This is a genomic window from Streptococcus sp. SP8, from assembly GCF_030440045.1.
Lineage (GTDB): Bacteria > Bacillota > Bacilli > Lactobacillales > Streptococcaceae > Streptococcus > Streptococcus parasanguinis_I.
The window spans coordinates 238,866-263,412 of sequence record NZ_JAQFJL010000001.1; the positions used below are offsets into that span (position 1 = coordinate 238,866).

Sequence of the window (24,547 nt, forward strand, 5' to 3'; positions counted from 1 at the left end):
AATGCGTATGTGTGCAAACATACGCATTCTTTTTTTGTTTTTATTTTCCTTGTTCTAATCGCTCGACGGTTTGATAAGCTTGGTAGATCAAGAAGAGCCCAGTAGCATTCAAGACTGGAATCGCAATCGGCAACTCGGTCACAATTTGTGAGAAGGGTGAATTGCCAACAAAATGGAGTCCAAACCCAGCTACTAAGTATCCCCAGCCTGCTAGACGTAGATCCTTGCGTCCTCTGCTTGCTTGGACAATTAGGAAGAGCCCCAGCATCACAAGTCCTGTGTAGACCCAGTGAGACATGGGCGCATTGGCCACACGACCGAGAATCCCTGACACCGTGTAAGAGAAACCTTCCGGCAGATCCTGACGGATATAGGCAAAATCCTCCACGATCTGGAAACCAAGACCTGAGGCAATCGCCAAGAGGAAGATCGACTTGATGCGACGGACACTGAACAAATAGAGGACAAAGAAGATTGGAATCAACTTAAAGGGTTCCTCAAAGAGTGGCGCAGCGATGGCACTCTCGTACTGGTTCCAAAAGTCGCTATTTGGAGCGATCGCTTGAATCATGTCATGGAAATAGGTATTGGCAAAGCTAGACAACCAACCGGCAACAAAGCCTCCACCTAGTAGAGAAAAGAGCACCGGTACCCATGACAACTTCCACTTCTTAGCAAAATGAAAGAGAGCCCAAACAGCAGGAAGTGCATAAACCAAAAGGATCAGGGTAGAAAGTCCCACAATCCCGTACTGACTACCAGACATCCAGCCTTCTGTCAGTGACTGGGTCTCATAGGCTAGGCCGATCGCTAGCAAGAGTAAATAGAGAAACAAAATCGATTTGCGTTTCATAAAAGACCTTTCTAAAGTGAAATGAAAAAGGCTGGAAGCCCAGTCTTTTCCGAGTACTATCATTGTAACAGGATCAGCTTAAAAAAACAATAAATGTGGATTCGTGAGAAGAATGTAAAACGTAGATGGCGACAAATGGTTGACTAAATTTAGTTACTTAATCACCAACGCTCCATTTTCCTCCGTTGCCAAGAGCTTCTCGTCTTTATCATATATTTTAAGTTTTATACTGCTCGGTTTGTTTTGAGTTGCATTGTATTGCTTTACTATCTCTTCTTTTAAATCAAAAAGCGTCTTACAATAATCTTTTGGATTTATATTTGCTAAAGATAGCATATTTTCTGATGCAGATAAGACAAGGACCAGATATTCTTCATTATAATACACTTTCCCCATCTCAATTTCGCCATTGATTTGATTTTGAAGCATATAAGCAAATACTACATTAGGTTTTTCATTTCCAACCAATGAGGTAGGGGCTTGATTCATTCCTTTGACCACTGATTCTTTACTTTCCTTTGTAGAATCTTTTACACTCTGTTCAGTAGACTGCTCTTTTTTGTCTTCATTCTTCACTTCTTTTTGCGCGCACGATGACAGAAATAGCGAGAGAATGGTCATTGTTGCAAACATAGTTTTTTTCATAGATTGCCTCCTTTTAATTTTTAACAAGTCGAAAATGACCTGTAATTGACCAAAATTAGATAAAGCTTCCAGTAAAAGACATTCCAAAATTTTAATTTTATAATCTTATAAGTACTTAGATATTTAACAGTTTAAAAATTATCATTTAATATTATTCTACCATACTCTCTCTCTTACTTCAGTACGGCAAGAATCTGACGAATCATATCTGGATCCCCATCTGGCAAAGTCACCGTCTCTGCATGATCCAAGATTCCTTGGGTAAATTGCGTCATAAACTCTTCACTATTGAGTTCATCTGCAGACTGTTGCCAGTGACTTGGTACAGGGTAGATCGTCACCGTCCCATCACCATTGGATGCATAGGTGATATTTCCTTCAGCTGAATATGAACCAAATAGATGACGCACATCTTTTGGATAATCAACGCCTAAGCCACCATTATAAATCTTTGTTCCAGCTGCACTATTTGAAATATTTAACTCTGATGGCACGTTCTTGATCACATAAGCCCAGACACGAGCAGCTTCAACCTGAGCAGCGGTGTAGCCTGGATAATCATTCTGATCCGACTTCTTCGAAGATTTAACCTCGCTATCCGATCGAGTATTCCACTTCTTGGCCTTACTCGTCTTTGTCGTACTACTGCTATCGTCTGTATCAGCTTGCTCCCGATCTTTCGGTTGCTCTTTCTTACGATAGTAGAAATTGTCATCATCGCCATAAGCCGGTGACTGACCAGCCCAGATCCGATCCTTGGACTTATCCGAAGCATCGTCTTTGCCCGCTTTCTGACCTTTTGGAAGGAGCAAAAGACCATAACCTCCAACACCCGACTTAGCACTAACCGTCATCTCAGCGATCTGGTCCTTCTGCTTAAAGCTCGATGCATCAAGCTCAACATCCTCGCTGACCAAGCCCTTATCATCAAAGACCAGTTCATTGCCACGACCATCGATCCAAGTCCCCTTGATACTCGAGTAGTCCTTAGCCTTGATGGCTTTCAAATCCATACCAGACTGTTTCTTTTCTGAAGTGCTGGTCTGCTTGGAATCCGAACTCTTAGACATCACTATCCTCTGAGGACGACCACACGAAGCCAAGACCAAAGCAGAAAGCACAATTACTAAACCTTTTTTCATATCAATCTCCCTTCACATACCTATTATTTTAGAAAAATAAGAAAGGAGAGTCAATGGAAAAGGGTAGTGTAATCAATTTTTCGTATGGCTTTCACTGAGCATTAATAAATATCAATCCTTCTAACACGAAATTCAACAAATTCACCATTCTCAAGATCATTTGGAATTCCTCCACCTATATTAATCAAAAATTCTCCTACCTGAGCGATATTTTTTGTTTTATCAAATATTTTAGCAATTATAAAATATTCAAAATTATTCAAGTGCTTTACTAGAAATAGATTATCTTCGTTTTTATATACGTCTCCATCAACAATAGCATATAGCATGTCATCAAACGTTCCGCCAATCTTTCCAAAAAATTCATCTGAAAAACAAACTAATTCATATTGATTATCCGATAAAGTGACATCCGCTTCTTTAGTATCAATATCTATCCATTCTATTTTTTTTATAAAAATCATTAAATTTCTCCTTAACGTTGAAATCCTAGACTAGGTCCCTTTTTGATAAGATAATCAACAGTTTTTGCATGATATGTCGTTATATTTCCAGTATTTCGATCTAATCCGACAAAGGCGTACAAAGTATTTTTGCCTTATTATATATTAGCTAGCTTTGATTGTAAAATTCTAACTCATCGTTAATTCTCATAACATAAAAAATGACTATTTGGAGCAACTCTAAGTAATTTTTTTGATGTTCCTCTTCACTTTTATAAGAAAATTTTCCATGAGAGAATTTATTTCGAATCTTCAACCCATTACCATATTTTTTATCATCCAAAATATAAGATAAGTAATTACTTTCGTATTCAGAAAAAAGATTATCTGAATATTCACAATACCCTTTCTTACAAAGGTCTTCTGCAATATCTAGTATCAATTTATCTTTATAGTATAGGCAATACGTACCTGACTTCCATAATTTATTCAAAATGTTAATTTCTTGGAAATTTGTAAATTCTATTACATCATTTGATAGTTTTATAAGGTTCTTTTCGTTTAGAATGCTTATTTGTTTTATCTGATACTCATCAAAGTCAGAAATTTTTACACCTTCTTTTATATGTTTGAAAAAGGTTTTATGTTCTTTTTTTGATGAAATAAAGCTAAGTGGACTTTGATCAGAAAAAAGCGCAGAGAACAACGCAGAATTATCAGGTGTGTTGTTCAATTTGATAAATTTTTTCTCATTGAATGATTTTAATGAAGCATAAGAGGAGGCTTTAGATTTAATCTCTAATAAACCTTGGTCGATTTCCCTATGTCTAAAAAATAGTTCGTATTGGTCTAGGATACTATCCATCTCACAAACTATAGATTTTCCTCTTTCATAATAAGAAGATTCTTTATTGGAAGCGTGGAAGTGAAATCCTTTTATATTCAATTCAGTTTCTAAATAAATGTTGAAGTACCAATTAATAATCTCCTCAAGATCAATATCATTTTTCTTTAGATAATCAAAATATGCATAAAATAATAAATCATAAGACTCTTTTAAATGAGAATCGTAGTCTTCGAATTGAGCATTTGATTTTGGGGAAAATAAACGAGTGAAACTGAATGTTTCTTCATTCGCAACTAGCCAAGGCAATCCCGATTCATGATTAAAGAAGCCAAGTAAATAAATATAATTATTTAATAATGTCGGAAAATCATGATGTTCATCTAGTATAATTTTATTTAAAAGAATACCATTCTTAATAGGCTCATATATTTTATCAGAATCTAAAGACTTGATGCCAACTGATATAGAGTATTGGAACCCTTCATTAGTTTCAAAATGTTTTTCCCAAAATTTATCACTTTTTCTTTTAGCTATAAGCTTAATCTCATCATCAAACTCATATTTGCTTAATTTTTTATACTCAACAATTGATTGTAAATAATTGGGGTTAATACTATCTGTCTGACAATATTTTCTTGCTAAATTATTTATCTCTTCATTTGTAATACCTAATTTAATAAATAAACCATTATTAGAATCTATAAATTTTCCTGATTGATGATTCAAGAAAAATTCTATATTTCTAGGCAGAGAGAGAAAATTTTCTTTGATAACTTGCGGAAATAGGTCAATCAGTTTTGTAACATTTTTAAGATTTATTGTCTGGATATTATATTTTTTAATGTATGATTCAAACTGACTAACATCATCTTTATTAATTTTTCCTAAGAATAGTACTAACTCCCAGAATATGTCTTTATAAAAAATATCAATTCTATCATAGTCTATTTCAAAAATGGTAATTGGGAAATTCGCGGATAAATCGTTATGAAACTCTCTAATTAGATGTTTGAATTTAGAAAATTCATTTTCTTTTCTAATTAATTTCAGGATTAAATAGGTCTCTATTAAATTATTAATTTCAGTCGATGGCTGATACGCTTTAATGTAGTTTAGAGCTATATCGTATTGATATGGCTCTATTACATTTTTAGGAATACGAAATCTTTGCTGTTGCATATCTGTGATATCCTTCTTGAATTTGTACGAACCTAAGCGATACTTAAAGTAATTGAGACTATCTTGAAGACTTTTTGTTATTTGATTTTGTTATATCTTCATACATCTCAAACAATCTTGCTACTGTTTCGCTTTCGGTTAACCAAGTTTTCTGGCCATCAACTACTTTGGTAAATCCGTAAGCTTCCATGACTGCACGGTCATTTTTTTGATGTGCTTTTCTTAGTTCGACTGGCATGGTTAATTCATCATAGAGGTCGGCCAATGAGCTCTCTGGATATAGAGCACGTGCATCGAGAATAGCTTTAGCAGTTTTAGAAATCTTCTCTTTTTGACCTTCAGTTACTTTCGGCCAAGGGAAATTATTGTAAACTATCTTGGCGGAGTATGCATAATCAGATTTCATTCTACCAGCCACTGTTCTCATCCAAGCCATATGAATATTTGATGTCAAAACTCCAAACTCAAACATACTGATATTCGGAACCATCTGTGCATTAGTATTTGCAATAACTTCTGAACTAACAAAAGCCATTGGGACATATCTCCTTTTTTCAGATGATACTACAGGAATTATCAAATAGTCTTCCTCTGGTTGTCTATCTTCAGTAAATAAGTATGGTGCTTCTGCCCACTTTCTAGTAGAAACTTTAGGGCTATTTCTACGACTTTCAGCAACCATCTCCAATCTATTTAAAACACTAGGCATTTTTTTTAAATCACTTGGAGAAGAATCTTTTAACCATAAGCAAAAGCGTTGAGTTCCTTGTAGAATATCTTTTGCTCCCATATATGGTCTAATATATTTGCTAGCTAAGGGTTCTGAATTTAGCAATTCATTTTTTTCATCTTCTGTTAGGATTAAGTGTCCTCCATCGGTTGGTTGACTACCTTTTGTTATTTTTGAAACATTACAGAGTGGTTTTGTTCTAGATTCAATTATTACAGTAGGAGCATCAATCAAATATGGTGAAATGTTATTAACTTTTGTCACATTACCATTTTCAAAAATAAATTTTTCAATATTCGAATTATTTTTTGAGAATCCAATAATAACACAATGTACTGCAGCTTTATCTTTTGCTTCGCTTTCCCACTTAAATGTTTTATAAGCAAAATCTATTTCAATGTCAAATTTATTAATCAAATCTTTCCATAAAATTGAAACTTGCTCCCCCTGTGTAATTGAATTAGTAGAAACAAAAGCCACTCTAGTTTTAGTGTCATTAATTAAAGCTGCTGCCTTATAAAACCATGCAGAAACAAAGTCTATGCCTTTTAATTGTGGATTAACAACTTCCAAATCTAATTTTTGTTCTTTAGAAGTATATTTTGCTCCCAAAAATGGTGGATTTCCAATTATATAGTTCAGTTTGTTTTTAGGTACAACAATTTCCCAATCAATTCGTAAAGCGTTGCCCTCAACAATATTTGTATAGGATTTAAGTGGCAAAAAATCAATATTCGCAAATACAATATCTTTTGTTTCTTCCAACATCTGATTTTCTGCAATCCAGAGCGCCGTTTTTGCAACAGAAACTGCAAAGTCATTAATCTCAATACCATAGAATTGATTCAACTTCACTTTAACAAGTTCTTGGCCTAAATCCAATGCTACTGCATCCCCCATATAAAGCTTAATCGCTTCATTTTCTAAGCGTCTGAGAGATATATAAGTTTCTGTTAGGAAGTTTCCTGAACCACAAGCTGGGTCAAAGAATGTCAGACTAGATAGTTTTGATTGGAACTGTTTGGCTTTTTGTTCAACGGTCTTAGATTGTTTAAATTGACGAATCTCATTCAACTCATCTCTTAGCTCATCTAGAAAGAGTGGATCAATAACTTTATGGATATTTTCGATAGAAGTATAGTGCATTCCACCACTTCTACGCGTTTCGGGATTGAGTGTTGATTCAAACACTGATCCAAAAATTGTCGGACTAATTTCTGACCAATCGAAGCTAGATGAAGCATGTTCCAAAATTAACTCACGTAGTTCGTCCGTAAAATTGGGAATTTCCAAATTATTTTCAGCAAACATCCCTCCATTGACATAGGGGAAAGCAAGGAGATCATCATCTAAATAAGGATTACGTTCTTCAATTGGCGTATCTAGTACAGAAAAGAGGTCAATTAAAGCACGTCGAAAATCACGACTACTAAAACGGGCAAGATAATCATGAAATATCATATGATGTCCGAAAATACCAGCATCTTCAGCATATAGACAAAATACTAGACGAACGACAAGTTGGTTGATAGCATGAAGACTTTCTGGACTATCCGGATTAATATACTGCTTAAGAAGACTTTCATAAATTTCCCCTACAATTTCTCCTGCTTCAATAGAAACCTTCATCTCACGCTCTATGTGTTCATTAGTTTTGTCAATTAAAAATTCTAAACGATAGGCTTCTTTATCCAAATCAGCAAGTTTTATGACTTTAGGTTCACCATTTGGTTGCTCCATATCATAAACATAGAACTCTTTGAAATTACAAGTTACAATCCAACGGGGGCGTTTAGAATATGGAAGATTCGCTGAATAGCGTTTAGCTTGCTGAAAAGGTGTCAAATAAGTGTTGTCAGACTGCTGTATTGCCTTGTTAAGGTCTCTATCTGCACCTTTTTGTTCAATTAATACCTTTGTTGTGTCGATAAAGCCATCGATGAAACTAGTATGATCTAGCATTACTTTATCTTCAAAAGTTATATATTCCGTAGGCTTTTCAATCCCATATACAGATTGAAGTAAGTCTAACCAGAAAGACTGACTATCTTGCCTTTCGTTTCCTCTATTTTCCCAGCGTTTAATAAATGCTTTAGCTTGTTTTTTTTGTTCTCGGATATTATTCACTTTGTACTCTCCAACTACCACATTATTTTGATTTATTTAATAAATCCTTTAAAGTGTTAATAATTTTGTTTTTATCTGTTTCTGTTAATTCAATAAACTAACAATTTCTTCTAATCCGTCATCACGTCCTTTTAAAATCTCAAAAGACGTACCAAAGATTTCAGCTAATTTTTCTACTGTTTCATCTTTCGGATTTCTCCCTCCATTTTCCCACCTAGCGTACTGGGCTTGAGCTACACCTAATTTTTCAGCAACTTCTAATTGAGTAAGTCCTGCATCTAGTCGCGCTTTTTCATATTTTTCTACTATTTCTAAAAGGGGGAGTTGTTCTGATTGTTGCCCAATAATAAGAACTATTTTGATTATTTATATAAGTGTTCCAGTAATTGCTGACATTTTTCGTCAATCAATTCTCTATTAGCCAGCTGTTGAATCCATTTTTCCGGGATGCCTTCCCGTTGATAGTGGGCTCCCGCCAAGGTACCTGTAATGGCACCGATGGTATCGGTATCCCCTCCAAGATTAACAGCTTTTAGAACAGCTTCTTCAAAAGTCTCTGTTGTACCTAAACACCAGAGACAAGACTTCAAGGTATCAACCACATAGCCTGTGGAAGCAATATCTTCCCTAGATTTTTGATAAAATTCCCTATCAAATATTTCTCTAAAATGTTCCTGATACTCTTTCCAGTATTCTGGCTTTTTCTTGAAGTAATCTTCAAAATAAGGTTTTGATTGACAAAGTAATTTTTCTAAACGAATGTTAAGAAGAAGACCGATTAAAAGCTGGACATAAAGAATAGATGCCACGATAGACCTTGGATGAGCATGGGTCAGCTTAGTATATTGCTCAATTATTTTTGATCTATAACTGAAATCAAAATTTTCATATAAGAGCAAAGCTAAGGGAGATATCCTCATCAAAGCTCCATTGCCATTGTCTCTCTCACTACTCCCTCCACATTTCTCTGGAGAAACTCCCGCCAAATACCGTTCAATCGCCTGATTAGTCGCAACACCAATATCAAAACAATATCCAAAAGGTGTGAGGTAGCCCTGACGGTAAGCTACAAATTTATCCATCAACCCATTCAAATCAGAATCATCACATAGGTGTTCAATAAGTGCTAAGGATAAAGAAGTATCATCCGACCAGGTACCAGCTGGTTGATTATAGGTTCCATAACCCACCATATCTGAAATATGATAGTTATCTCTATCTCTGAACTCTACAGGGACTCCCAGTGCATCACCTATAGCTAGACCAAAGATTACCGAATTTATCTTTTGTTTAAGATTATATCTTCTATACTGATTTGAATCATATTCCCATTTATCTCTTAATCTCATAGCCTTCTCCTACTCTAACTCAGATAAATTCGATCTGAATTGTTTGCTCAGTCATCATGGATTTCACTTCCTCAATAAGTTTATCGATCTCTTTTTGTGAGATACGAATGTGATTGTATGGTGGTTCCCAATTCTGCATGCTTGACCTATATACAAGAAAACTATTATCAGTCAACAACTCTCCCTCTGCTTTTAAAACATAGCCATTTTCATAGTCGAAAGTAATGTTACCGCTTGTCCCAGAAATTTTCATTCTATTTCCTTCTATACTAAAAAATCATTATTCCTTCTCAAGAATCTAATTCCTAACCTTAATCCGATCTCATTATAAGGAGAGAAATCCCAATCAAATTGGTACCTATACTTTCTCCTATTATACCACACCATAGATATCTTATGAGCTTGTTCAAAATTTGGTCAAAGAAAAAACACTGAATCTTCAGTGTTCTTTATGTTTCTTTACGCTTCTTATTATGTCCCCTGCCGGAATCGAACCAGCAACTACTCCTTAGGAGGGAGTTGTTATATCCATTGAACTAAGGGGACCGATAAAAAAAGAAGCGAGATCACTCCCGCCTCCTTGTTCGTCTTAACGACGGATTTCTTTAATACGAGCTGCTTTACCTTGCAATGCACGAAGGTAGTACAATTTCGCACGACGTACTTTACCGTAACGTACAACTTCAATCTTTTCTACACGTGGAGTGTGTACTGGGAATGTACGTTCAACACCGACACCGTTAGAGATTTTACGAACAGTGTACATTTCAGTGTGTCCTTGACCTTTACGAGCGATAACAACGCCTTCAAAGATCTGGATACGTTCACGAGATCCTTCGACAACTTTCGCGTGTACACGAACAGTATCACCAGGACGGAATGCAGGGATATCAGTACGAAGTTGACCTTCAGTCAAGCTTTGGATTAATGGATTCATTTTATTCTCCTATCTTCGTCAATCTTGAGGGACCTCCCTCAGCGGATAAACTGTATTTTTGTGCTTCCATTACGCACAGAAACTATCATATCAGATAATTTCAGGTTTGTAAAGCTCTTTTCTCTACTTTTTCGCAACTTTTTGGCCGGAATAAATGCTCCACTCTTTTGGCAGGCAATAGGCGATGGCGCAAGCAATGACAAAGAATGGCAGATTGGCATAGCCAAAGACTTCTCCTCCGATCAAGATCGGTGCGAGCAAGGTCGTTGTCGCACTGCCAAAGACACTGGCATAACCAATAGCGGCCACGACTAAGACTGGTAAGCCCAGCATAGGAGCGAGAAAGACTCCAAGCGTAGCTCCGATCGCAAAGAGCGGTGTCACTTCTCCCCCTTGGTATCCAGCTGAGATGGTCACCACGGTAAAGAGGAGCTTCAAGATCCAGTCATAACTATGGGCACTCCCCTGATGAAAAGCTACATCAATCAGATTGGTTCCAAGTCCACTATAAGTGCCGACCTTGGTCAGCTGGAGGGTCAAGAGGACCAAGCTGAGTCCAGCCCCTATAAGGGCTATCCGGGTATAAGGATTAGGCAAGACTTGAGCGACTGTTTTCTTCAACCATGAAAGGCTAACAGCAAAGAGTTTCCCAGCGAGGCCAAAAGCTAGGCCAAGTAGAGCGACTTTGATCAAGGTCTCTGGTGTCCAGCTCAGTGTTTCTCTTAGTGGCACAGCAAATTTCTCTAAGCCAAGGGCATGAGAGGTAAAGCTAGCCACGATTGAGGCGATAAGGGCAGGATAGAGGGCCATCAACTGCAACTCCCCAACCGTCAGGACCTCAAGAGCAAAGAAGGTTGCTGCCAGCGGCGTCTGAAAGAGCCCCGCAAAACCGGCTGCCATCCCAGTCATGAGAAAGATACGCGAAGCATCTGGGATCTTGATATGACGGGCAAAACGGTGCGAAAGGGTCGCTCCGATCTGGACCGCTACACCTTCCCGACCGACCGAACCACCAAAGAGATGGCTCATCCAGGTCGTCAGCATGATCAACGGTACCAAGACCAAGGGGATTTTCTCCTCACGCGCGTGTCCAACATCAAAGATGAGGCCCATCCCTTTTGAAGCCTTGCCACCAAAACGTTTATAAAGATAAACGATGACAAGACCCGCTATGGCTAGAAAAAGAATCAAGGGCCAATGCTGACTTCGGAAATCTCCAATCAGAAGAAGACCTTGACCAAAAATCATGTCAATGGCACCAACCAAGAGTCCAATGAAAAGAGCCATACCTGTTAGGACCACATACTGTTGTGCTTTTTGCTTGATCGATAGACTAGTCACGCACCCTCACCTCCTCTTGGTAATCTCTCGAGCGCTTCATCATATCTTGAAACTGAGCTTGAATAGTCGCACGATACTGCTCATCCGTCACGAGAGAGCCGACTTTCTCAAGCACTTCTCTCTCCCTTCCTTGATCGAGCACTGGCAAGCCCTGCTGCTCCTTATATTCTACAATCTGACCGACACAGACCATCCGTCTTTCCAGCAAGGCTACAAGCTCTTGATCGATCTGGTCAATGTCCTTACGAATCTGATCTAAATCCATGTGTCTCCTCTTTATTTTGGATATAAATCGAGGCTGTAATCCATCGATCCTGCCTCTTTGTCATTAATTTGCTTTTGCTACAAGTTCTTCTGCAAAGGCTTCTAATTTTTCAATGTCTTCGTCTTCTGCAGACAAATCAACTTTGACACACTCAGAACCTTTTTCAGCACCAGTCGCAGCGAAGCAACGGTCGAAATCATCAACTGCTTTACAGAATTCATCGTAGAAGGTATCACCTGATCCTACAACACCGTAAAGTTTGCCTTTGAGATCAAGGCCAGCCAAATCTTCGTAGAAATCTTGGATCTCATCTGGAAGCTCTCCATCGCCGTATGTATAAGTCGCTACTACTGCGATATCCGCATCAAGGAAGTCCTCCGCATCCACAGTTGTACACTCATCCACATCTACTTCGACACCAAGATCACGGAATTTGTCCGCTACGATATCAGCAATTTCTTCTGTATTTCCAGTCATACTAGCAAAAACAATCTTCGCTACAGTCATAATTTCCTCCCAAAATCTATTTCCCGTATTATACCACTTTTTCAAGCATTTTGCACGAAACCTTTCCCGATAAGGTGAAAGAAGGGGCTTGTTTCAAGAATTTGGACTGATTCTACTTAATCGCCCTTGTTCTCTTCTTGAATTGCTTTAATAGTTTTAATTTCTTCATCCAACTTCTTATCAAAATCAGACTTATTTTTGAAGGGATACGAATAGGTGCGCCAAGTGTACCATTTGAGGCCTTCTTCACCCTTATAGTACCACTCGATTTTTGTTGGTAGGAATTCTTTGTTGTATATGATACGGACCTTGGTGAATTGACGATTTTTCTTCAAATAAATCGCTTCAAATTCCGGGGGATATTCTTCTTTCATCAATTTATCATCCACAAATCTTTTCGGTGAGCTAGTAATTTGATAGTTGGATTTCTTAATTTCATCAGTAGTAATTTTCTTACTTAATAGAACTGATGATAATTCGTTATTTACTGCAGTTTTGTAATACTGTTTACGATCCCAGTCCGCTTTATAACCACCATAAACTGTATCGTCTTTCACTGCCGTTTCATCATTATAGTAATATTCTTTTTTCTCAAGGTCCACCCCAACCTCAAAATGCTCATTGGTAGAATCTCCCATTTTAATCATAACAAATTGCTTTTTCTTTAAAACATTCAATGCCGGTTGATTGTTACTACAACTACTTAGGAATACTGCAATAAGCATTACGACCAACACTACCACAATTGTTTTTGGAAATTGTAACCATCGTTTTCTTTTAATTAATTGTTTAACTTCTTTTATCATATCCATTTCATTCTATCAAAATATCCAATCCAAATGAAGTGTCTTCCTATCAATAAAGCTGGGCCTTATATAAGCTCAGCTTTATCTAAAAACTATGTTAATCTCCCTCATTTTCCTCTTGAATTTCTTTAATATTTTCGATTTCTTCATCCAGCTTTTTATCAAAATCAGACTTATTTTTGAAGGGATAAGAATAGGTGCGCCAAGTGTACCATTTTAGTCCTTCTTCACCCTTATAGTACCACTCAATTTTTGTTGGTAGAAATTCTTTGTTGTAGGTGATACGGACTTTGGAAAACTGACTATCCTTGATAGAATATCTACCTCCAAATTCAGGCGGTTGTTTTTCTTCTAATATTTTTTTATTGATGAATGAATCAGTTGAACGAGTAATTTGATAGTTGGAATCTTTTATATCTTTAATATTCATTTGGTGATTTAAAAGTGCTGAAGTGAGCTCAATATCCAAAGCTCTTTTATAATACTCCGCAGCACTATATTCCTGACTACCACCATACAATTTATTATTTTTTATTGCAGCTCCATGGTAATAAAAAAATTCTTTTTCTTTTAAATCAAAACCCGCACTGATTGATTCCTTGTTATCATCACCAGACAAGATGTGTGTCTCTATAAACCTTTGCTTCTCTATAATAGACTTTGAATTCTCTTGAATCTTACCTCTTTGAACAACTATGAAAATACTAGCTATAGTAAGCAATAAAAGAATTAACAATAGGAAAGATTTTAGACTGAATAATCTCTTTTTAATGAATTTCATATATCTCTCATTCTAGCAAAATATCCATCTAAAAGGAAGTGTCTTCCTAACAATAAAGCTGAGCCTTTACTATGCTCAGCTTTATTTCAAATCTGGTTTAATCACCCTTGTTCTCTTCTCGAATCTCTTTAATAGTTTCAATTTCTTCATCCAATTTCTTATCAAATTCAGACTTATTTTTAAATGGGTAGGAGTACGTACGCCAAGTGTACCATTTTAGCCCTCCTTCACCCTTATAATACCACTCAATTTTTGTCGGTAAGAATTCTTTGTTGTAGGTGATGCGGACTTTGGAGAATTGACTATCCTTGATAGAATATCTACCTTCAAATTCTGGCGGATATTCCTCTTTCAATAATTCTTTATTTACTAAAGAATCTGGTGAGCGTGTAATTTGATAATTATTCTTTTTGATTTCATCTGGTGAAATTTTCAGATTAACTAAAATGGATGATATTTCTCTGTTAAAAGAACGTTGGTACATTTCTTTAGTTCCATAATTTCCATAACCACCATATAATTTATTCTTCTCAATAACTGCAAAATACGAATTGTACAATTCCTTATCTTTTAAATCAAATCCTACTCCAGTACTCCACTCTTTTCCCCAGTCATTTTTATCTTGTACCAAAACAAATCTCTGTTTCTGTAAAATATCATACGCACTACTGGTGGTCTTTCGGATAGAATTGACTTTGAGTATAGTCATAATAGCCAGTATTATTATCAGCACTGCCATTAAGAGATTTCTTAAATTTATTATACTCTTCCACTTTTTCTTCTTCTGACATTCCTTTTGTATTTCGTTGCCATGCTTCATAATCTTGATTTCCTTTCCTTGCTATATCCGCAAATTTCCCCTTTTGACCTGTATCTTCATCTACTTCACCTAAATCGAGTTCATATTTAAATATTTTTTTAGCACGTGCACGAGTAGCTGGCTCTGGCGTATTCATATCAAGCTTATCATGTTTCCCTTTATAAAACTCTGTAACATCGGAATTTTGACCTGTTGAGGGACCATAGTTAAAAGACTCTGTATTGGCGATTTCTCTTAATTCTTCATTAGAATATTTTCCTGGATTGGAATCATAGCGACCATCTGCTAGTTTATGATTGTCATAGGCATCCCATTGACTCTCAAACTCGCCGGTATCTAAATTCACAATAAACTCCACCATCCGCGCATTGTTCAAATCTTTTCCTTTAGCTGAATTGCCCTGAGGGACTTGAACCTTCATATTATAGGGGCGTTTAAAGCCATCTGATTTCTCAAAGCGGTTATGGTAGTTAGCACCAGTCGTGTAATCAAATTCAATATTATTTTCTTTGCCATATGCTAAAAGTTTCTCGTAATCATTTGCGCCTTCGTAATGACTGCGAATATAGTAAATTGCTTGACGATCCAGATAATAGCGGAAGAAAAACATGTTCTATTGGTTTCATTCTAACAAAATATCTATCCAATGTAAAACCGCTTCCATAGATTCTAATTAGTGATAAATGCTTGCTGGATTGGCCTTTCTTATGTTAAAATTGACAGAGAAAATGAGGTAATGTATGAACGTAATAAATGAAATTCTTGAAAAAATTCAAGCTTATGACACGATTATTATCCACCGGCATCAGAATCCGGATCCAGATGCGATTGGTAGCCAGGTGGGCTTGCGGGATCTCCTGCGAGCCAACTTCCCTCAAAAGCGGGTTTTGGCAACTGGCTATGATGAACCGACTTTGACTTGGCTTGCTGAAATGGATGAGGTCAAGGATGAAGACTATGCTGGAGCTTTGGTGATTGTCTGTGATACGGCTAATACTCCCCGCATCGATGACAAGCGCTATACGAACGGTGATTTCCTGATCAAGATCGACCACCACCCAAATGACGATGCTTATGGCGATCTGCTCTGGGTCGATACTGAGTCTAGCTCTACCAGTGAGTTAATCGCACTTTTTGCTAAGGAATTGGATCTTGAGCTTCCAGTTAGTGCTGCGCGTCTTCTCTATGCTGGGATTGTCGGCGATACAGGTCGCTTCCTTTATCCTACTACTTCGACTCGGACCTTTGAGATCGCTGCCTATCTTCGAAGCATTCCCTTTGATTTTACAGCACTTGCTCGGCAGATGGATACGATCAACCTTAAGACAGCTAAGCTTCAAGGCTATGTCTATGACCATCTTGAGATCGATGAACATGGCGCTGCGCGTGTGACCTTGACACAAGAGCTCTTGAAGAAATTCGATCTACGTGATTCAGAGACTGCTGCAATTGTCGGAGCTCCTGGACGAATCGATACCGTGTCTGTTTGGGCTATCTTTGTCGAGCAGGCCGACGGTCACTTCCGAGTCCGGATGCGTAGCAAACGAAAAGTGATCAACGAAATTGCCAAACGACATAATGGTGGTGGCCATCCACTAGCGAGTGGAGCCAACTCCTACTCCCTCGAAGAAAACGACCAAATCTACAAAGAGCTACAAGAAGTGGCTCGCACGAACGAAGGCTGAGAACGATTTCTCAGCCTTTTTATCTTGGTCACGGGGTTTTCATTTGATCTTTCTTATGGTAAAATAAAGCTAATAAAATTTTTAAGGAGACTTTTTATGGAAAAAAATCGTTTGTTTATCATTATCTCTGCTGCGGTAGCGATTCTTAGCTCTTTCTTGCCATGGGCAAGCCTTAATGCTGGAAATTTTGGTTCATACAGCTGGAATGGCCTTCGCGGAGATGGATGGTTCGTTATTATCTTCGCAGTCGTTGCGATTGTCCTTGCTTGAACGATGTAAAATCTTCACTACCAAAAGGTTTTGCAATTGGTGTTATCGTAGCAGGAGCTCTCTCAACTATCGTAACATTGATCGATGTCTTCGGTGTTAACAAGTACGCTGTTGACTTCAATGGTTATGGCGTTTCAATTGGCTTTGGTTTGATCCTTGCTTTGATCGCATCAATCGCTATTGTTGTAACTGGTCTCTTGGCGATGTCAGGTGGTAAAATCACAAAAGGAACATTCGAAGAACTTGCTGAATCTGGTAAAGGATTTGCCCAATCTGTTGGACGCGTGACAACTTCTACTGTAAAAACTGCTGTAAATGAAATCAAAAAAGAATCACACGAACACACTGAGGGACAAGCTGATCAACCAGTTGAAGCACCAAAAGATCCAAATCAATCTGAACAATAATAAGATTAGATTCACCTTGGCTTAGCCAGGGTGATTTTTTTGATCATTAATTTAAATAAAATTAGTGAAAATACTTGTCAAGATCCTGGAAATTTGGTAAACTAGCTTAGTAACAATCTATGGCTCGGAAAGAGACCATGGCAGAAAGGAAATATTGCAAAATGAAAAAAGATATCCATCCAGAATATCGCCCTGTTGTCTTCATGGACACTACTACTGGTTACAAGTTCCTCAGCGGTTCAACTAAGTACTCTAGCGAAACAGTTGAATTCGAAGGTGAAACTTACCCATTGATCCGTGTTGAAATTTCATCAGACTCACACCCATTCTACACTGGACGTCAAAAGTTCACTCAAGCAGATGGACGTGTGGATCGTTTCAACAAAAAATACGGTCTCAAATAAGAAACCGCATAACGAACTTAAAAACGTTGAAAATAAAGCCTTTTCCAAGAAATTGGAATTGGCTTTTTTCTTTTTAGTACCGTTTTTGGTACCGTCTTGGAAAATTAGTCTTTCCACCCGTTCATATAATTTGCAAACTTATTAATAGCTTTTACTTCACCTACTGCTGTTGTATGACTATATGTATCTAAAGTCATTTGGCTACTTGCATGTCCTAATCTTTTCGCTGTATTAACTGGATCAATACCGATTTCAATCATTAGTGTAGCATGAGTATGCCTAAAACCATGAGGTGTGATTTTCTTTAAACCATGTTTATCAATAATTCTTTTTAAAATACTATTTATATAATCCTGATAAAGCGGTTCTTCCTCACCGTTTCGATTAATAAAAGTAAACATATACGATTCACCAAGATTTAAAGGAGTTACCATTAACTTTCCTTTTTCTCTTAATGATTGTCGTTTCCATTCAGAAAGTATATCTACTGTATCTTGATCTAATCTTATTTGACGCACTGAGAATTTGTTCTTAGTGCTTTTTTCTAGTGCTTTTCCATTAACTCTACCTAGATTTTTACTTACTGATAGTATCTGATTATTAAAATCTATATCAGACCACCTCAATGAATACAATTCCCCTTTTCGTAGCCCACTATAAGCTAGCAATCTGAATAAGGCATAGTTTTTGTATGGCTCTTCTCCTTTTACAATTTTTAAAAATTGATGTAGCTCTTGAACTGTGAAATAATTCTGTGATTCAATCTTCTCCCTTTTTGGAAGAACCACTCCTTTTACTGGATTATCATTAATCAATTTCATCTTAATTGCAAATTCAAAAATTTGACTCATGTATGATTTGATCTGCTTAATATTCCTAAAAGTCTTACCTTTTTCAGTAATTAGTTCTTGACATTGCCATGGTGTAATTTTGGAAATTTTAAATTCACCTAAACTAGGAAGAATGTGAAGCCTAAATAAATCATCCGTACGCACACTTGTAGTTAATTCAACAGTATCTTGATATGTTTTAAACCATTCTTCAAAAACATCCATAAAGGACTTATTTGAAGCACTCAGGAGCTCTGTGAGCTCCCCTGAGTATTTCTTTTGCATCATCAATGTTTCATACTGCTTCGCTTCTCTAAGCGTCTTAAACCCGCTTTTAAAATAGTCATGACGCTTTCCGTCTATCACTCTATAAATTCTAACTTTATAAAGGTAGCCTGTCTTTGATTTTTTAGCCTTATATTTAATAATTGACATCTAAATTTCTCCTTTATTTTATATGGTTTCGGAGCTTATAAAATAAAGAAATATAAGTCAATTATTTTTTCTTAATTGATTGCTTGTATTCGTCAGAATTGACCCAATCTTCCCATACATAATGATAAGAGGAATCTTCTTTACCAGAACTATTAATCAAATACAAAAAATTACCTTCTTCATCAGATATAAACTGTTTAAAAGCTTTAAGTAAAACAGGATTGTAATTTTTATCTTTTGAGATAAAATCGATATAATTTTCCAATACTCCAGAATTAATTAAATCTGCAAGCATGAAAGCTAAATCATCTTTGTAAGGTGTCCATTCATCAATTTTATTACTTATTAAGGAGCCTTTTTTGATTTTAGTATGAAGATGCTTTAAAATTGATTCATTTTTAGGATTTCTTAAATTTGGGTTTTCATCAAGTCCCAATAAATATGGTACTGAAACACCAAAGTAATCTGCTAATATTTTGGCGTTATCTTTTTTAGGATTTGAATATCCGTTTTCATAATTAGAAATCGTTGATAAGCCTATACCAGTTTCGGAAGACAATTCTTTCATTGTTTTATTAACTTGCTTTCGTAACTCTTTTACCTTGTTATCCAAAATACTTCCTCCTTCATTTAAATATTATTTTACCATAAAAAAATAAAATGTACAAAAAAATTGTAATATATCTTGATTTTACAATTATTTTGTAATATAATATTTACAAGTTACAAGTTTCTTGTAATGGAGGAGCTTATAAAATAAGGAAAGAGGTACTATATGTCAGATCAATTCACTATCAGTTTACCAAAAGCAACTGAAAAAATGTTAATTGCCAGATATGATAATATGCTTCAAAAAGCCCTTGAAAAGGCCTTTGAAGATTATGAGTTATATAAACCTATGGTTCGAATGGCTGGCTTAACTCGTTGGTTAGATGTCTCTACAACCACAGTTATCAAATGGCAACGAGAGGGAATGCCTCATATTGTTATTGATGGAGTCACTTTATATGATAAACATAAAGTGACTGAATGGTTAAAAAAATATGAAAGATGAGGATTCTGTATGTCTGATTCAAAAAAATACTACTACATGAGGTTGAAAGAAGACTTTTTTGATACTGAAGAACTGCTTCTCTTGGAAAATCAACCTGATGGCGAAAAGTACTCAAATATCCTTTTGAAGTTATATTTAAAAAGTTTAAAAAATGAGGGTAAATTGATGTATAGAGATAGGATCCCCTACAATCCATGGTTAATAGCTACTATGACAAGGCAACCCGTTGCTGTTGTCGAAAAAGCATTACATTTATTCCAGGAGCTTGAGTTAATTGAGGTGTTGGACAATGGTGCAATCTATATGATGGATATTCAAAACTTTATAGGGAAAACAACCACAGAAGCCGATCGCAAAAGAGAATATAGAAATAGAATTGCTAACGATAAACAAAATATTTTATTAGCTGGACAAATGTCCGACAAAAGTCCGACAAATCTCCACCAGAGTCTAGAGATTAGAGATAAGAGATTAGAGAATAGATATTTAGTTCTAGAAGAGCCTAAAAATAATCCTTCAAAAAAGAAAAATTTTATAGGTGAAAATTACTATAACTTAGTTCAGGTCATTGCTGATAAATATAACGATCGTTTTATGTATCCCAAAGGCTTTGTTTTAAAACACTCTCAAAAAATGAAGATTGGAAAGTACCTTGAATCAAATTATATACAAAGTAATGAGATCATGGATTTAATTGACAGGATTCCTTCAACCACAGAAAGTCCATTAGCTTATTTGTTTAAGATGATAGAAAATCTCATTGAAGAGAGACGACAAGAAGAAAAACTAAGAGCCCACAAGGTAGCTTCTGATCATTACAAAGAAAGATCATAACATCATGAATATAAAATGTAATGAACTAATAAAATTCTTAATTAATAAGTCACTACAGCTTTCTCAAAATAATCCCATTTGCATTGATTTACGGGAAATTAAGGGTATATTATTTTGTTCAAATGAATCTATTTATGATTCGGTATCTCAAATTAGACAGGAGAAATTTTATTATCCCGTTCAATTTGAAAACAAACTAATTATCTCAGAAAGAAACATTTTCGATTATATCGACATCTATGATAAAGATTATTTAAGTTATAGGATATCTACTGATTTTGAATCTCTTAGTAAAGGAGTTACAACCATGCCCCAACAGTCCGACGCATGTTCAGCTAATGAAAACAACTATCATAAAACGGAAAAGAAAAAACAATACCAGTTTATTATAAAACCATCAAATAGAGATAAATTGGAAAAATTGGTAAAAGAAAACAATTATAAATCTGCTTCTTCTTTCCTGGATAGTCTAATAGAATCTATGTGATTCTCGACATGCTTGCATGTGTAACGCACTTTTACCATTTGGTAAAGTATAGTGCGTTATACTTCACTAGGAAGTATGTTGGATCTTAAATAGATTTCTGATCTTAAATAGCTGTTTATTTTAATTTATATAATCTATTTAAATACTTATATGATATTTAAAAAGGAGCAAAAAATGAGCCAAATTGTAGCAAGAATGCAAAAGCTAAAGAGTTCTAACTTAGGTGGTATCTATTATCATAATGAACGTATATTTAAAAATCATAGCAATAAAAAGATTGATCCTTCAAAAACTCATCTAAATTATGAACTAACTGATCGTAACAAAGAACTAACGTATAAAAAACAAATCACTGATTTCATTGATGAAAATAAAGTAGGCAGTCGATCTATTCGAAAGGATGCGGTATTGTGCAATGAATGGATCATAACATCTGACAGTTCTTTTTTCAAAAAATTAGATAATGAAGAAATTAAATGCTTTTTTGAAACCTCTAAAGATTTTTTTGAAAAGAAATATGGCAAGGAAAATATTGCATTTGCTAGTGTTCATATGGATGAAAGTACTCCTCATATGCACTTAGGTATAGTTCCAATGGTAGAGGGTAAATTATCTTCTAAACAGATGTTTAACAGAGAAGAACTTCTTAAAATTCAAAATGATTTACCAAAATATTTAAATGAAAATGGATATGATATTCATAGGGGGAAAGAAGGTAGCACTGCTAAACACCTTACAGTAAAAGAATATAAAGATTTACAAAGTCAGTTAGAAGAAAAAACAGAAAAAGTAAATGATGCTAAACATGAATTGGCAAACATACAAAACGAACTCGTAAAAAATAAAAGAGAGCTTGGGGAACTTAGCAAAGTACTAGAATCAAATGATAAGATTCAACAAAATTGGGATAATGAATTAGCTATAAAAAAGAAAAAACTCCCCTTTGGTAAAGAGCAGATTGTAATGGATCCTGAATCCTATAATAAGATTAAATCAAGTTATTTGGACAAGGAAATGAAAGTAGCCAAACTTGAACAAGATATATTTAAATTAAGAAATGAGATGATAATAGAGAAATCAAAGGGAGAAAAATATAGAAATATTGTAATCTCAAAGGATCGACACATTTCTGAACTTACTAAAAAGCAACAAGCTTTACAGAATAAGTATAAAAAGCTTCTGGAAAGATTCAGAATAATGTGTGTCAAATCAAAACGGTGGCGGGAATTTGCAAAAAAACATACTTCTACTCCTCTTTTCAAAAGCCAGTTACTCATAGTTAATTCACTAAATCCAATTAAATTAATAGTTTCAGTTGTTCAACAAATAAATAAGGTTATGGATAAAAATATGTAAGGAGAAAAAAATGACAGATAATAAAGGTTTTAAACTAACTTACTCCGGAGAACTCACTGGTAAATACATTTCCGCACTACTAATCTCAATTGCAAAACAACTAAGAGTTGACAATGCTAACGAACTTCCACAAATTTTATTAAATAATTTAATTTATAGACAGTTCCTAACAAAACAAATCTATATAACAAACCTAAAAGATCACCTTTTCAATCAATTAGGGGTAAAAATTGCAATCAAAAATATTGATAATAATACTAAGGATCTATACTTAATTGTAACTGATGTTACTAGATTTCGTGATAATATTTCATTCTATCTGCTTGATACATTTACTACAAAGGAACTAGTTGATCATTTAGAATTAACTGAGAAAAGATTAAGCCTTAAAGAAAGGATAGAAAAACATAAAATATCTATAAGGGCAGAAATCGAAGAACTAAGAACTAAAAACTAAGAGCAAATAGAAAATGATTATGAATTGAAAAACCTTTCTAATAAATTTTTACTTATTCTATGAGTTTTTTCGAGTTTTTCGATTTTTTGTGGCATACTAATAATATATAAAAAAAAAAGGAGGTTTATAGGATGACTAAAACTCATACATATGCAACTGTAAGACTCTGCAAAGATGGTAAAATCGCTGATTTTGAAGAATTCATACTTCCAGGGAAACTCACTCGACAAGAAGTTAAAGCGATCCTAAAAGATCAATACGGTTATGAAGTAGCCAGTTTTCCTCATTGTGTTAGTCAAACATCAAAATAGATGTTATTGCTTTTAAGGATGCAAATAGCATCCTTTTTCTTTATTTTATAAACTCCGAAACCACAATTTAAGTACCTTTTTGGTACCTAATTACTTATATATAACGTAATACAAATTACAATTATGATAAAACTTCCTTTTAAAATACGCTATATAATAGGCATTTAATCATATAATAAATGCTCCTTGTAAAATACGGTCTCAAATAAGAACCAACACAGAACCACTTCCCTTTCGGGAGTGGTTTTTTTGATCTCCGTTTCTTTTATTGTGAACGCACAAAATAAGAGGTTAGGATGTTGATCCCAACCTCTTTTTTCATCTTAATGGAATTGCATCCCACCATCCACGATAATGGTTTGACCTGTGATGTAGTTTGAGTCAGGTCCAGCAAGGAAGCTGACAGCCGCTGCTACATCTTCTGGTTCAGAAAGACGTTTCAAAGTGATATCTTTAGCGAATGTTTGCATACCCCATTCGTCATCTTTACCTGCGTTCTTACCAACTTCATGGGCAATGTCAAACATCATTGGAGTCTTGACGATACCTGGTGCATACGCATTGACAGTGATGCCTGAATCCGCCAAGTCACGCGCCAAAGTCTGTGTGATACCACGAACTGCAAATTTAGTACCACCATAAACAGTCAAGTTAGGGTTACCTACAACACCTGCTTGTGAAGTTGCATTGATGATTTTTCCGCCATGGCCAAGCGCTTTGAATTGAGCTTGTGCAGCTTGAGCACCCCAAATCACGCCACCAACGTTAATAGCAAATGTACGTGTAAATTGTTCTTCTGTAATTGTATCAAGTGGTGTAGTTGGCGCAACACCTGCATTGTTTACGACAACATTCAAATCTCCAAAATGGTCAACAACCTTTTGGAAAGCTGCAGCCACTTCTTCTTTTTTAGATACATCAGCAACAACCGCAAAAGCATTTTCAGCCGATAACTCAGCAACTGCTTTTTCAGCTGTTTCAGCATTGTAGTCCAATACTCCAACCTTAAAGCCATCTTGCACCAAGCGTTTTGCGATTGCAAAACCGATTCCTTGACCAGCACCTGTGACAATAGCTACTTTAGACATATGATTCCTCCTTGGTATCAACGATACCAGCAAACGTTCCTATCAGAACAGCAAGGGTTGACAACTAGTTTTGATGGGGTCTATTATAAATTTCCGACAAAACTATGCTAACAGTATACTCCTTTGTGAAAAAAGTGTCAAACTCTGGCCTGTTATT

General features: G+C 35.7%; 28 protein-coding genes, 1 tRNA gene and 1 pseudogene. 9 read left to right on the top strand and 21 right to left on the bottom strand.

Going from position 1 to position 24,547, the window contains the following annotated elements; translation table 11 throughout:
- Positions 1–40 precede the first annotated feature (40 nt).
- The 18 genes and pseudogenes from PCY11_RS01155 to PCY11_RS01240 form a co-directional block, all read right to left on the bottom strand.
- Entirely contained in the window at positions 41–853 is an 813-nt protein-coding gene (locus tag PCY11_RS01155; protein ID WP_070674247.1) for a PrsW family glutamic-type intramembrane protease, read from the bottom strand.
- Between the two features lie 153 nt (positions 854–1,006).
- Entirely contained in the window at positions 1,007–1,498 is a 492-nt protein-coding gene (locus tag PCY11_RS01160) for a hypothetical protein (RefSeq protein ID WP_070674238.1), read from the bottom strand.
- Between the two features lie 173 nt (positions 1,499–1,671).
- Positions 1,672–2,640: a DUF6287 domain-containing protein gene (locus PCY11_RS01165; RefSeq protein WP_301362336.1), complete on the bottom strand. Its 969-nt coding sequence runs from the start codon at positions 2,638–2,640 to the stop codon at positions 1,672–1,674.
- A 101-nt stretch (positions 2,641–2,741) separates the two neighbouring features.
- Positions 2,742–3,104: a hypothetical protein gene (locus PCY11_RS01170; protein WP_301362337.1), complete on the bottom strand. Its 363-nt coding sequence runs from the start codon at positions 3,102–3,104 to the stop codon at positions 2,742–2,744.
- A gap of 148 nt (positions 3,105–3,252) precedes the next feature.
- Entirely contained in the window at positions 3,253–5,109 is a 1,857-nt protein-coding gene (locus PCY11_RS01175) for a hypothetical protein (protein ID WP_301362338.1), read from the bottom strand.
- A 58-nt stretch (positions 5,110–5,167) separates the two neighbouring features.
- Positions 5,168–7,966, bottom strand: coding sequence for a DNA methyltransferase (locus tag PCY11_RS01180; protein ID WP_301362339.1), 2,799 nt, complete (start codon positions 7,964–7,966; stop codon positions 5,168–5,170).
- A gap of 22 nt (positions 7,967–7,988) precedes the next feature.
- Positions 7,989–8,275, bottom strand: a pseudogene (locus PCY11_RS01185) (helix-turn-helix domain-containing protein).
- 53 nt (positions 8,276–8,328) lie between these two features.
- On the bottom strand, positions 8,329–9,315 hold the full coding sequence (locus PCY11_RS01190; RefSeq protein WP_301362340.1) for an ADP-ribosylglycohydrolase family protein: 987 nt from the start codon (positions 9,313–9,315) through the stop codon (positions 8,329–8,331).
- A gap of 19 nt (positions 9,316–9,334) precedes the next feature.
- Positions 9,335–9,568, bottom strand: a complete 234-nt coding sequence (locus PCY11_RS01195) for an Imm74 family immunity protein (RefSeq protein ID WP_223363750.1) — start codon at positions 9,566–9,568, stop codon at positions 9,335–9,337.
- A gap of 221 nt (positions 9,569–9,789) precedes the next feature.
- Positions 9,790–9,861, bottom strand: a tRNA-Arg gene (locus PCY11_RS01200).
- Between the two features lie 43 nt (positions 9,862–9,904).
- Positions 9,905–10,252 (bottom strand): 50S ribosomal protein L19, encoded by a 348-nt coding sequence (gene rplS / locus PCY11_RS01205; protein WP_003003254.1) that lies wholly within the window; start codon positions 10,250–10,252, stop codon positions 9,905–9,907.
- Positions 10,253–10,375: 123 nt separating this feature from the next.
- Positions 10,376–11,539 (bottom strand): chloride channel protein, encoded by a 1,164-nt coding sequence (locus PCY11_RS01210; protein ID WP_176745626.1) that lies wholly within the window; start codon positions 11,537–11,539, stop codon positions 10,376–10,378.
- Positions 11,540–11,585: 46 nt separating this feature from the next.
- Positions 11,586–11,858, bottom strand: a complete 273-nt coding sequence (locus PCY11_RS01215) for a chorismate mutase (RefSeq protein WP_049523030.1) — start codon at positions 11,856–11,858, stop codon at positions 11,586–11,588.
- A gap of 63 nt (positions 11,859–11,921) precedes the next feature.
- Positions 11,922–12,365 (bottom strand): flavodoxin, encoded by a 444-nt coding sequence (locus PCY11_RS01220; RefSeq protein ID WP_003007049.1) that lies wholly within the window; start codon positions 12,363–12,365, stop codon positions 11,922–11,924.
- A gap of 116 nt (positions 12,366–12,481) precedes the next feature.
- On the bottom strand, positions 12,482–13,171 hold the full coding sequence (locus tag PCY11_RS01225) for a hypothetical protein (RefSeq protein WP_256318005.1): 690 nt from the start codon (positions 13,169–13,171) through the stop codon (positions 12,482–12,484).
- Between the two features lie 97 nt (positions 13,172–13,268).
- A complete protein-coding gene (locus PCY11_RS01230; RefSeq protein WP_301362341.1) occupies positions 13,269–13,952 on the bottom strand; it encodes a hypothetical protein in 684 nt (227 codons plus the stop codon).
- 97 nt (positions 13,953–14,049) lie between these two features.
- Entirely contained in the window at positions 14,050–14,583 is a 534-nt protein-coding gene (locus tag PCY11_RS01235; RefSeq protein ID WP_229099230.1) for a cobalamin biosynthesis protein CobN, read from the bottom strand.
- A 34-nt stretch (positions 14,584–14,617) separates the two neighbouring features.
- Positions 14,618–15,382, bottom strand: coding sequence for a DUF3114 domain-containing protein (locus PCY11_RS01240; RefSeq protein ID WP_315378454.1), 765 nt, complete (start codon positions 15,380–15,382; stop codon positions 14,618–14,620).
- A gap of 130 nt (positions 15,383–15,512) precedes the next feature.
- Between PCY11_RS01240 and PCY11_RS01245 the strand changes: the two genes are divergently transcribed.
- The 4 genes from PCY11_RS01245 to PCY11_RS01260 all read left to right on the top strand — a co-directional run bounded on the left by PCY11_RS01245 (position 15,513) and on the right by PCY11_RS01260 (position 17,538).
- A complete protein-coding gene (locus PCY11_RS01245) occupies positions 15,513–16,457 on the top strand; it encodes a bifunctional oligoribonuclease/PAP phosphatase NrnA (RefSeq protein WP_070845493.1) in 945 nt (314 codons plus the stop codon).
- A gap of 96 nt (positions 16,458–16,553) precedes the next feature.
- Positions 16,554–16,727, top strand: a complete 174-nt coding sequence (locus PCY11_RS01250) for a hypothetical protein (RefSeq protein ID WP_301362342.1) — start codon at positions 16,554–16,556, stop codon at positions 16,725–16,727.
- Positions 16,682–17,134, top strand: a complete 453-nt coding sequence (locus PCY11_RS01255; RefSeq protein ID WP_301362343.1) for a lantibiotic ABC transporter permease — start codon at positions 16,682–16,684, stop codon at positions 17,132–17,134. Before PCY11_RS01250 ends, PCY11_RS01255 begins: the two co-directional genes overlap by 46 nt.
- Before the next feature lie 161 nt (positions 17,135–17,295).
- Positions 17,296–17,538, top strand: a complete 243-nt coding sequence (locus PCY11_RS01260; RefSeq protein ID WP_003016441.1) for a type B 50S ribosomal protein L31 — start codon at positions 17,296–17,298, stop codon at positions 17,536–17,538.
- Between the two features lie 104 nt (positions 17,539–17,642).
- Here PCY11_RS01260 and PCY11_RS01265 read toward each other — a convergent pair whose 3' ends face one another.
- Together PCY11_RS01265 and PCY11_RS01270 are read right to left on the bottom strand one after the other, a co-directional pair.
- Positions 17,643–18,803, bottom strand: a complete 1,161-nt coding sequence (locus PCY11_RS01265; protein ID WP_301362344.1) for a tyrosine-type recombinase/integrase — start codon at positions 18,801–18,803, stop codon at positions 17,643–17,645.
- Positions 18,804–18,864: 61 nt separating this feature from the next.
- Positions 18,865–19,416 (bottom strand): helix-turn-helix transcriptional regulator, encoded by a 552-nt coding sequence (locus PCY11_RS01270; protein WP_301362345.1) that lies wholly within the window; start codon positions 19,414–19,416, stop codon positions 18,865–18,867.
- Between the two features lie 162 nt (positions 19,417–19,578).
- Between PCY11_RS01270 and PCY11_RS01275 the strand changes: the two genes are divergently transcribed.
- The 5 genes from PCY11_RS01275 to PCY11_RS01295 all read left to right on the top strand — a co-directional run bounded on the left by PCY11_RS01275 (position 19,579) and on the right by PCY11_RS01295 (position 23,302).
- Positions 19,579–19,857 (top strand): DNA-binding protein, encoded by a 279-nt coding sequence (locus PCY11_RS01275; protein ID WP_301362346.1) that lies wholly within the window; start codon positions 19,579–19,581, stop codon positions 19,855–19,857.
- A gap of 9 nt (positions 19,858–19,866) precedes the next feature.
- Positions 19,867–20,691: a phage replisome organizer N-terminal domain-containing protein gene (locus tag PCY11_RS01280; protein ID WP_301362347.1), complete on the top strand. Its 825-nt coding sequence runs from the start codon at positions 19,867–19,869 to the stop codon at positions 20,689–20,691.
- A 661-nt stretch (positions 20,692–21,352) separates the two neighbouring features.
- Entirely contained in the window at positions 21,353–22,534 is a 1,182-nt protein-coding gene (mobV, locus tag PCY11_RS01285) for a MobV family relaxase (RefSeq protein WP_301362348.1), read from the top strand.
- A 10-nt stretch (positions 22,535–22,544) separates the two neighbouring features.
- On the top strand, positions 22,545–22,991 hold the full coding sequence (locus PCY11_RS01290) for a hypothetical protein (RefSeq protein WP_301362349.1): 447 nt from the start codon (positions 22,545–22,547) through the stop codon (positions 22,989–22,991).
- Between the two features lie 131 nt (positions 22,992–23,122).
- Complete coding sequence (locus PCY11_RS01295) at positions 23,123–23,302, top strand: hypothetical protein (RefSeq protein WP_205011920.1); 180 nt, start codon at positions 23,123–23,125, stop codon at positions 23,300–23,302.
- 323 nt (positions 23,303–23,625) lie between these two features.
- Here the strand turns inward: PCY11_RS01295 and PCY11_RS01300 are convergent, their stop codons facing one another.
- On the bottom strand, positions 23,626–24,390 hold the full coding sequence (locus PCY11_RS01300; protein WP_049472783.1) for a (S)-acetoin forming diacetyl reductase: 765 nt from the start codon (positions 24,388–24,390) through the stop codon (positions 23,626–23,628).
- Positions 24,391–24,547 lie beyond the last annotated feature (157 nt).

Bases quoted from the DNA above. Each gene is read 5' to 3' on its own strand.
- PCY11_RS01155 (WP_070674247.1), bottom strand. From the start codon at position 853: ATGAAACGCAAATCGATTTTGTTTCTCTATTTACTCTTGCTAGCGATC.
- PCY11_RS01160 (WP_070674238.1), bottom strand. From the start codon at position 1,498: ATGAAAAAAACTATGTTTGCAACAATGACCATTCTCTCGCTATTTCTG.
- PCY11_RS01165 (WP_301362336.1), bottom strand. From the start codon at position 2,640: ATGAAAAAAGGTTTAGTAATTGTGCTTTCTGCTTTGGTCTTGGCTTCG.
- PCY11_RS01170 (WP_301362337.1), bottom strand. From the start codon at position 3,104: ATGATTTTTATAAAAAAAATAGAATGGATAGATATTGATACTAAAGAA.
- PCY11_RS01175 (WP_301362338.1), bottom strand. From the start codon at position 5,109: ATGCAACAGCAAAGATTTCGTATTCCTAAAAATGTAATAGAGCCATAT.
- PCY11_RS01190 (WP_301362340.1), bottom strand. From the start codon at position 9,315: ATGAGATTAAGAGATAAATGGGAATATGATTCAAATCAGTATAGAAGA.
- PCY11_RS01195 (WP_223363750.1), bottom strand. From the start codon at position 9,568: ATGAAAATTTCTGGGACAAGCGGTAACATTACTTTCGACTATGAAAAT.
- rplS (WP_003003254.1), bottom strand. From the start codon at position 10,252: ATGAATCCATTAATCCAAAGCTTGACTGAAGGTCAACTTCGTACTGAT.
- PCY11_RS01210 (WP_176745626.1), bottom strand. From the start codon at position 11,539: ATGGCTCTTTTCATTGGACTCTTGGTTGGTGCCATTGACATGATTTTT.
- PCY11_RS01215 (WP_049523030.1), bottom strand. From the start codon at position 11,858: ATGGATTTAGATCAGATTCGTAAGGACATTGACCAGATCGATCAAGAG.
- PCY11_RS01220 (WP_003007049.1), bottom strand. From the start codon at position 12,365: ATGACTGTAGCGAAGATTGTTTTTGCTAGTATGACTGGAAATACAGAA.
- PCY11_RS01225 (WP_256318005.1), bottom strand. From the start codon at position 13,171: ATGATAAAAGAAGTTAAACAATTAATTAAAAGAAAACGATGGTTACAA.
- PCY11_RS01230 (WP_301362341.1), bottom strand. From the start codon at position 13,952: ATGAAATTCATTAAAAAGAGATTATTCAGTCTAAAATCTTTCCTATTG.
- PCY11_RS01240 (WP_315378454.1), bottom strand. From the start codon at position 15,382: ATGTTTTTCTTCCGCTATTATCTGGATCGTCAAGCAATTTACTATATT.
- PCY11_RS01245 (WP_070845493.1), top strand. From the start codon at position 15,513: ATGAACGTAATAAATGAAATTCTTGAAAAAATTCAAGCTTATGACACG.
- PCY11_RS01250 (WP_301362342.1), top strand. From the start codon at position 16,554: ATGGAAAAAAATCGTTTGTTTATCATTATCTCTGCTGCGGTAGCGATT.
- PCY11_RS01255 (WP_301362343.1), top strand. From the start codon at position 16,682: ATGGTTCGTTATTATCTTCGCAGTCGTTGCGATTGTCCTTGCTTGAAC.
- PCY11_RS01260 (WP_003016441.1), top strand. From the start codon at position 17,296: ATGAAAAAAGATATCCATCCAGAATATCGCCCTGTTGTCTTCATGGAC.
- PCY11_RS01265 (WP_301362344.1), bottom strand. From the start codon at position 18,803: ATGTCAATTATTAAATATAAGGCTAAAAAATCAAAGACAGGCTACCTT.
- PCY11_RS01275 (WP_301362346.1), top strand. From the start codon at position 19,579: ATGTCAGATCAATTCACTATCAGTTTACCAAAAGCAACTGAAAAAATG.
- PCY11_RS01280 (WP_301362347.1), top strand. From the start codon at position 19,867: ATGTCTGATTCAAAAAAATACTACTACATGAGGTTGAAAGAAGACTTT.
- mobV (WP_301362348.1), top strand. From the start codon at position 21,353: ATGAGCCAAATTGTAGCAAGAATGCAAAAGCTAAAGAGTTCTAACTTA.
- PCY11_RS01290 (WP_301362349.1), top strand. From the start codon at position 22,545: ATGACAGATAATAAAGGTTTTAAACTAACTTACTCCGGAGAACTCACT.
- PCY11_RS01295 (WP_205011920.1), top strand. From the start codon at position 23,123: ATGACTAAAACTCATACATATGCAACTGTAAGACTCTGCAAAGATGGT.
- PCY11_RS01300 (WP_049472783.1), bottom strand. From the start codon at position 24,390: ATGTCTAAAGTAGCTATTGTCACAGGTGCTGGTCAAGGAATCGGTTTT.